This is a genomic window from Rhizobacter sp. P2_D12 (assembly GCF_056404395.1).
In genome coordinates this window covers 1-7,743 of the sequence record NZ_JBFUEB010000179.1, presented here as the reverse complement: position 1 = coordinate 7,743, position 7,743 = coordinate 1, and the positions used below count along the sequence as shown (strand labels likewise).

Here is a 7,743-nt window from a genome sequence, read left to right as displayed (position 1 = left end):
CGAGCCGCAGCGTGTCGGCCGGCTGCAGCTCGTGCCCGGCCTGCTGCAGCTGGCCGCGCGCGAACGCGTCGGCCCGGGCGGCCTCCTGCAGCGCCGCGCTCCAGGGCACCGCAGCGACCGCCAGCCACTTGTCGGCGACCACCGCGCGCAGCCGCGCCACGCCGGCCTCGGCCTGCACGCGTTCCAGCGCGGCGCACACGCCCGCCAGCGTCGCATCGGCGCCGAGCGGCGCGATCGACAGCGCCGACACGCTGTCGGGCAACCACTGCCCGCGTGCCATCACGCCCCATTCGACACGCAGCGCACCGACCGCGACGATCAAGGTCCCTTCAGCCGGCGACACGGGCCACCTCCTCCAGCGTGGTTTCGCCGCGCGCCACCCACTGCCACGCGGCCTGCTGCAGGGGCTGCAGCCCGGCCTGCGCGGCGCGTTCCTTCAGCACCGAGATGGGGGCCTTTCCGGCGATCAGCTCGCGCAGCCCGTCGTCCAGCAGCAGCACCTCGGCGACCGCCTTGCGGCCCTTGTAGCCGGCACCGCGGCAGTGGCCGCAGCCCTGGCCGGCCTTGAAGGTCCAGCCCTGCACCTGTTCGACCGTCAGCCCGGCCGCCTCGATCTCGTGCGGCGCCGGCTGCACCTCGACCGCGCAATGCGGGCAGTTGATGCGCAGCAGCCGCTGCGCGACGATGCCGTTCAGCGCCGCCGCGAAGCTGTAGGCGTCGACGCCCATGTGCAGGAAGCGCCCCAGCACGTCGAACACGTTGTTCGCGTGCACCGTCGTGAACACCAGGTGGCCGGTCAGCGCGGCCTGCACCGCGATCTGCGCGGTCTCGCCGTCGCGGATCTCGCCGACCATGATCTTGTCCGGGTCGTGGCGCAGGATCGAGCGCAGCCCGCGCGCGAAGGTCAGGCCCTTCTTCTCGTTGACCGGGATCTGCAGCACGCGCGGCAGCCGGTATTCCACCGGGTCCTCGATGGTGACGATCTTGTCGCGCCCGCTGTGGATCTCGGTGATCGCCGCGTACAGCGTGGTGGTCTTGCCSGAGCCGGTCGGGCCGGTCACGAGCAGCATGCCGTGCGGCCGGGCCGCAAGGCGGCGGATGCCGGCCATCGTCAGCGCATCCAGCCCCAGATTGTCCAGCCGCAGCGACTTGGCCTGCTCGGTCAGCGACTGGCGGTCGAGCAGGCGCAGCACCGCGTCCTCGCCGAAGATGTTGGGCATCACCGAGACGCGGAAGTCGATCTCGCGGTCGTTGACGCGCACCTTGAAGCGCCCGTCCTGCGGGATGCGGCGCTCGGCGATGTCGAGCTCGGCCATCACCTTGATGCGCGAGATCACCTGCTCGGCCATCTCCTGGCCCTGCACCTGGGTCAGCGGCACCAGCACGCCGTCGATGCGGCACAGCACGTGCAGGCAGCCGGCGTCGCACTCGAGGTGGATGTCGCTCGCCTGCAGCTTCAGCGCGTCGTACAGCGTCGAGTTGACGAGCTTGACCACCGGGCTCGCGTCGTCGCCGATGCTGGCCAGCGTGATCACCGCCGCCACCTCCTCGTCGCCGGCCGTACCGGCGCTGCCGTGGAAGCCGTCCATCGCGCGCAGCTGGCGTTCCTGCTGCGCCAGGCAGGCCTGCAGGTCGTCGGGGTGGGCGATCGCGACGCGCGGCGCGGTGCCGGCCAGGCCGTGGCGGCGCAGCGCCCAGTCCTCGGCGGCGCCATCGAACGGATCGCTCAGCACCAGGTGCAGCACGCGCGCCTCGTCGCTGGCCAGCAGCACGCCGCGCTGCAGGCAGTCGGCGTACGGGATGCGCTCGAACTGCGGGCGCATCGCATGCAGCTCGCGCATGCCCAGCACCGGGTAGCCGAAGCGCTCGCCCAGCGCCGCCATCAGCAGCTCGGGCGGCCAACCGGCCAGCTGCTGCAGCGCCTGCACCAGCGAGCGCTCCTCGCGCGCGGCCAGCGCCCGGGCGGCGTCGATCAGCGCCGGCGTGACCTCGGGCACCAGCGGCGGTTGCGGGCCGGTCATTGCAGGCTCCCGGCCAGTTCGAAGATCGGCATGTACATCAGCACGACGACGGTGCCGATCACGATGCCGATCACGCTCATCAGGATCGGCTCGAGCAGGCGCGAGGCCCAGTCGACCCAGCGCGCGAAATCCTCGTCCTGGAAGCGCGCGGTGCGCTCCAGCATCTCGGCCAGCTGGCCGGAGCGTTCGCCGACCTTGATCAGCGATTCGGCCACCGGGCTCGCGAGGCCGGCCGCCAGCAGCGCCACCGACAGGCTCTGCCCCTGCTCGACCGCCAGCCGCGCCTGCGCGAGCCGCACCTGCTGGCGCGCGCCGAGCAGGCCGTCGACCATGCCCATCGCGCGCGACAGCGAGATGCCCGAGGCCAGCAGCAGCCCGACCGCGCGGTAGAAGCGCGCCAGGCGGAATTCCTCGGCCTTGCCGGCAAACCACGGCAGCCGCAGTGCCTGTTCGAGCAGCCAGGCGCGGCCGCGCGCGCGGCTGACGCCCCAGCCGAGCAGCGCGCCGGCCAGCACGAAGCCGCCCGCCGCGAGCTGCCAGTGCGTGTGGATCACCTGGCCGAAGCCGAGCAGCACGCCCGACATCCATGGCAGCGGCCGGCCCGAGGATTCGTACACCGCGCTGAACTTGGGCACCACGTAGCCGAGCAGGAACAGCGTGACGAAGCCGCCCACCACCAGCAGCATCACCGGGTAGATGGCGGCCGAAATGAGCTTCTTGCGGATGGTGTCGAACTGCAGCTGGTAGGCGATGAAGCGCGACAGCGCGCGCGGCAGGTCGCCGGTGCGTTCGGCGGCGCGCACGGTGGCCACGTAGACCTCGGGGAAGTGGCGCGGCGTGCGTGCCAGCACGTCGGAGAAGTTCTTGCCTTCGCGCAGGCCCTGCAGCATCGCGTCCAGCACCGCGCGCACCGGCGGCTGGCGTTCCTTGGCGTGCAGCGTCTCGAGCGCCTCGTTCAGGTTCAGCCCGGCGTCGAGCAGCGCGAGCAGCTCCTGGCTGAACAGCAGCAGCGGGAAATGCGCGCCGGCGGCCGAGGCCGATGCGGCGGCGGCATCGAGCCCGGTCTCGATCGCCAGCACGCGCAGGCCGCGCGCGACGGCGCGGCGCACCGCCTCGTGCTCGGGGACGTCGGCGTACTCCAGCGTCTGCGCACGGCCGTCGGCGCCTTGCACGCGCAGGCGCAGGCGCGTGACGGGCGCCGCCGCTCCCGCGGGGCTGGGACGATCCGGGACTTGCATGGACGGAACCCTGGTGGTCGGCGCGAGGATCAGCGGTACGAGATGTCGGCCGCGTCGCCATCCCCGCCGGGCTGGCCGTCCTTGCCGTTGGACAGCAGGTCGAAATCGCCCCCCTGCCCCGGCGAGCGGTAGACGTAGGGCGTGCCCCAGGGATCGGGCGGCACGGCCTTCTGCAGGTAGGGGCCGGTCCACTTCGGCTCGTCGTTCGGCTTGACGACCAGCGCGGCCAGGCCCTGCTCGGTTGTCGGATAGTGGCCGGTATCGAGCCGGTAGGCGTCGAGCGCACGGCCCAGGCCTTCGATCTGCGCCTTGGCGGCGCCGCGCTCCGACTTGCCCAGCTGCGCGAAATAGCGCGGCCCGACGTAGGCTGCCAGCAGGCCGATGATGACGATCACCACCAGCAACTCCAGCAACGTGAATCCCTCGCGCCTTGTGACTGCTCTTCTCATTCCCGGAAACCTCGAACCTCGCCAGCGGGCAGTCTAGTGGCGAACTGCCCGCTTTCCCTGCGCGACTAGCGTTGGATTGTCACGCTCCAGACGGCCCAGCCCTTGATGCTGTTGGGCGGATTCAACAGCAGCCGCGGCGCCAGGAAGGTGATGGTGTCGGCCGGCTTGGTGGTCTCGTTGGTGCCGATCGCGCCCATCAGCACCTGGTTGTCCGGGGCGGTGAAGCCGCTGGGCATGCCGCTCAGTGTCGCCTGCACACCGGTGACGGGCGCGCCGCTGTTCGAGAACTCGACCTTGATCACGTACTCGTAGCTCTTGGCCGCCAGCTGGCGGATGCTGACCAGCGAGTAGCCGCAGACGTGGATGTCCGGCGAATTGGTGCCGCTCGCGTTGTCGCCGCGGTCGCCGTTGGTCACGGTCACCGGCCGCCCGACCAGCCCGATGTAGTTCGGGTCGTTCGACACGGCGGCGCCGAGCACCACCTGGTAGGTCTGCGCCGCATCGAGCACGCAATCGTCGCGCCCGGTCACGGTGGCGGTCTGCGCGGTGCTCCAGTTGGCCGAGGTGAAGGTGAAGGACGGCGGGCTGACCGTGCCTTCGCGCGGGTTGTTCGAGGCCATCGGGATCACGACGTCGGCCGTCGGCTGCTTGCCGAGCTTGACGGTGAAGGTCTTGGACGTGCCGGTCTCGTTGGTCGAGAGGTTGTTGCCGGTCACCGTGATGACGCCGGTCTGCGTCGCCGGCGCGATCACCACCGAGCCGGCCGCGTAGGCCCGGCCGATGCCCTTGGCGTCGTAGATCGCGGCATGCACGTAATAGGTGCCGGTGGGCAGGCCCGTCACGTCCCACACGTAGGTGCCCGATTGCGTGCCGGACTCCTGGCGCAGCCCGTCGACGATCAGCGTGCCGCCGTAGCCGGTCTTGCTGGTCCCGTAGTACAGCGCGATGGTCGGCTCGATGTTCGGATCGGTGCCTTCCCAGCGCAGCGTCACCAGCTTGCGGTTGTCGACCAGGGTCGGCTGGATCGCGGTGGCCGGCGCCGTCACCTGGATGCTCGGATCCTGGTACGGGCCGGTGCTGACGTACAGCACGCTGGGCGCCGACCAGGCGCTGGCGGTGTTCTGCGGATCGAGCGCGCGCACGCGCCACCAGTGCGTGGTCTTGTCGGCCAGCGCCACCGGCACGATCCAGCCGGTGTTGGACGAGCTGCCATCGGTCACCTTGTGGGCCAGCGCCGCATCTTCGTAGACCTCGAACTCGTAGTGCACGGCATCGCCTTCGGGATCGGGCACCGGGTTGGCTTCCAGGCTGGGCTGCAGGCTCGGCGTCCACGCGCCGTTGCCGGGGTTGCGCACCGTGGGCGCAGGCGGGGCTTCGTTGACGGCGTTGAACAGGAAGTCGCCTGCCGCCCAGGCCGATTCGGCGCGGCCGTCCTGCGCCTTGACGCGCCAGTAGTAGCGCTTGTTCTCGACCAGGTTGGCGGCCGGCCAGCTGGTGACCGAACCGGCGCTCTGGATCACCTGGCCCGAGCTGCGCTTGTCGCCGGAATCGAAGGTGTTGGCGGTGTCGATCTCGAACACGTAGGTCAGCAGGTCGTTCTCGGCGTCGCTGCTGTTCTGGATGCTCAGCAGCGTCGGCGACACGGCGCTCTGCCCGCCGGGCACCGGGCTCTGGATGACCGGCACCGACGGTGCGGTGTTGCCGGTGTTGACCAGGAACGGGCGCGCAAGACTGGCTGTCTGCGCACCCAGCGCGTCCTTGGCGGTCACGCGCCAGTAGTACGTGACGTGGTTGGACAGCGGCAGTGCCACCGTCCAGCTGCTGGTGCCACCGGCATCGCCGGCCAGGTCGGCCACCTGCGTCACCAGCTCGGTCAGCGCGGCGTTGCGATAGATCGCCACCGCGTAGGTGACCGCATCGCCATCCTTGTCGGCGCTGTTGGTCCAGCTCAGCACTGGTTGCAGCAGCGACACCTCGGCATTCGGCGACGGGCTGGTCAGGTTGAAACTGTCAGGGGCGTCGTTGAACAGGTTGACGAAGAAGCGGGCGTTGACCCAGGTGCTGTACACCTGGGTGCCGTCGTAGGCCCGCGCACGCCACCAGTACGTGGTGTTGTCGTTCAGGTCGGCCGCCGGTTGCCAGCTCGTCGGTTGCGGCACGCTGCCGCCGCCGTTGCCGGGCAGCGGCGGCGCCTTGGCCACCAGCGCGCTCTCGACCAGCTGCGTCATCGCCTCGTCGCGGTACAGCTCGAACTGCACCTGGGTGCTCGGGTCGGCCGGGTTGGTGGAGGTCTGCACCGCCAGGCTCGGCCGCAGGCTCGTCACCTGGCCGCCGGAGGCCGGCGTGCCGATGGTCGGCGTGCCAGGCCCGGGTGGCGGCGTGCTCGATTCGACCTTGATGCGCGCCGAGCGCGTGCCGGACAGCGTGCCGTCATTCGCGGTGTAGGTGATCAGGTAGGTGCCGGCCGAGCCCTTGGGCGGCGTCCAGTCGAACAGCGCGCGTGCGAGCGTCGGCGCCTGCGGGTCGGCGGCCTGCGGCAGCAGGCGGGCTCCGGCCGGCAACGGCGCGGCGCCGATCGTCACCGGCAGGCCGGTGGCGCTGCTGGCCTCGACCAGAAACGACACCTGGTGCTCTTCGGTGACCGTGTGGTCGGGGATGAACTGCAGGTTCGGCGGCGTGGCGCCGGGCAGCGGGGCCTTGAACTCGGTGTCGTAGCTGCCGGTGGTGTTGACGTCGAAGATGTTGACCCAGTACTCCCAGCGCTTGGCCTCGAGGTTGCGGGTCTTCGACAGCCAGGCGTTCTCGGGCAGCAGCTGCTTCGCGTCGGAGCGCTGCACCACGCCCAGGGCCTTGGTGCCGTTGAACGGGTCGGGCAGCTTCAAGTAAGCGAAGCCGGCTGTGGCCGGGAAGCTGATGCGGTAGCTCGCGTTGCCCGCCGGGTTGGTGCCGGCCGTCATCTGCGCGACGGCGCTGCGGTCGGTGACCAGCGTGTCGGGGCCGTCGGATTCGTAGACGCGCACCACGTCGCCGTCCTGCGCCAGGAAGTCGCGCACCATGTCGCGCCCCGGCAGGTCGACGCGCACGTCGCGGATCAGCAGGTGGGCATTGGTGGCCTGCAGCAGCGAGGTCAGCGTGCCGCCCAGTTCGTCGGCATGGCTGAACTTGGCGGTGAACTCGGTGAACTTGCCGGCCAGCGTGGTCTCGAGCAGCCAGCGCCCGGTCTTGCTGGTGCCGGCCGCGATGTCGCCGAAGTTCAGCAGCAGCGTGTTCTGCGCCGGTGCGTCGTTGACGTAGCTGCCGGTCAGCGTGAAGTTGATCAGCAGGCCCTGGTTGTTCTCGACGATCTTCGGTTGCGCCGAATCGATCTTCAGGTTCTTCGCGGCGGCATAGCCGTTGTTCTTGACGCGCACGCCCAGCGTGGCCGGCTCGACCGCCTCGATCTCGGGCGTCAGCGGGTCGTCGCCGATCACGTCCTGCTGCAGGAAGTAGTCGAGCGTGAGCAGCGGCAGCGGCTTGACGGTGATGACGTCGGGCGAGATCTCGAGCACCGTGTCTTCGCCGCCGAAGCGGTACTTGAGGGTCGCGCCGACCAGGTATTTCTTGCCCAGCGGGCTGTTGCCGGCCGATCCCGGCGCCGGGATCAGCAGCCAGTTGATGATGCTGGTGGTCTTGGGGTTGACGGTGCCGCTGCCGTCGACGTCGCTGATGTTCTGCTTGTTGGACAGGCGGATGAAGAACTTGGCCGAGGTGTCGTTCGGGTTGTCGGTGATGGCCACCGGCGTGCCGGCCTCGTCGGTGACCTTGACCACCACCGAGACGTTCTCGATCACGCCGCTGTCGGTGGTGTTGTTGATCTTCATCTCGGCGTCGAAGGCCTGGCGCTCGAGCGTGAGCTCCTGCTTGATCTCGATCTTGACGCGGGCGCAGACGGTTTCCTGGGCGCCGGCCGCGGCCGGCAGCAGCAGCGCGGCGGCGGCGAGCCAGGCGCCGAGCCAGGCGGTGCGGCGGCGCGGCAGGGGTGCGGTGGTGGTGTGG

5 protein-coding genes are annotated in these 7,743 nt (G+C 70.3%); all 5 read right to left on the bottom strand.

The features are described from left to right. Positions 1 to 343, bottom strand: a 343-nt coding sequence (locus AC1DYN_RS30750; protein ID WP_477966294.1) for a hypothetical protein, incomplete at its 3' end; no start/stop codon positions are given. Next, a complete protein-coding gene (locus AC1DYN_RS30745) occupies positions 330 to 2,021 on the bottom strand; it encodes a GspE/PulE family protein (protein WP_477966292.1) in 1,692 nt (563 codons plus the stop codon). The genes AC1DYN_RS30745 and AC1DYN_RS30750, both read right to left, overlap by 14 nt. Further along, positions 2,018 to 3,259 (bottom strand): type II secretion system F family protein, encoded by a 1,242-nt coding sequence (locus AC1DYN_RS30740; protein WP_477966290.1) that lies wholly within the window; start codon positions 3,257 to 3,259, stop codon positions 2,018 to 2,020. The genes AC1DYN_RS30745 and AC1DYN_RS30740 overlap by 4 nt, the downstream gene beginning before the upstream one ends. A gap of 29 nt (positions 3,260 to 3,288) precedes the next feature. Continuing rightward, complete coding sequence (gspG, locus tag AC1DYN_RS30735; RefSeq protein ID WP_477966288.1) at positions 3,289 to 3,708, bottom strand: type II secretion system major pseudopilin GspG; 420 nt, start codon at positions 3,706 to 3,708, stop codon at positions 3,289 to 3,291. 65 nt (positions 3,709 to 3,773) lie between these two features. Beyond that, the coding region (locus tag AC1DYN_RS30730) for a glycoside hydrolase family 78 protein (protein WP_477966286.1) at positions 3,774 to 7,743 on the bottom strand (3,970 nt) is incomplete at its 5' end.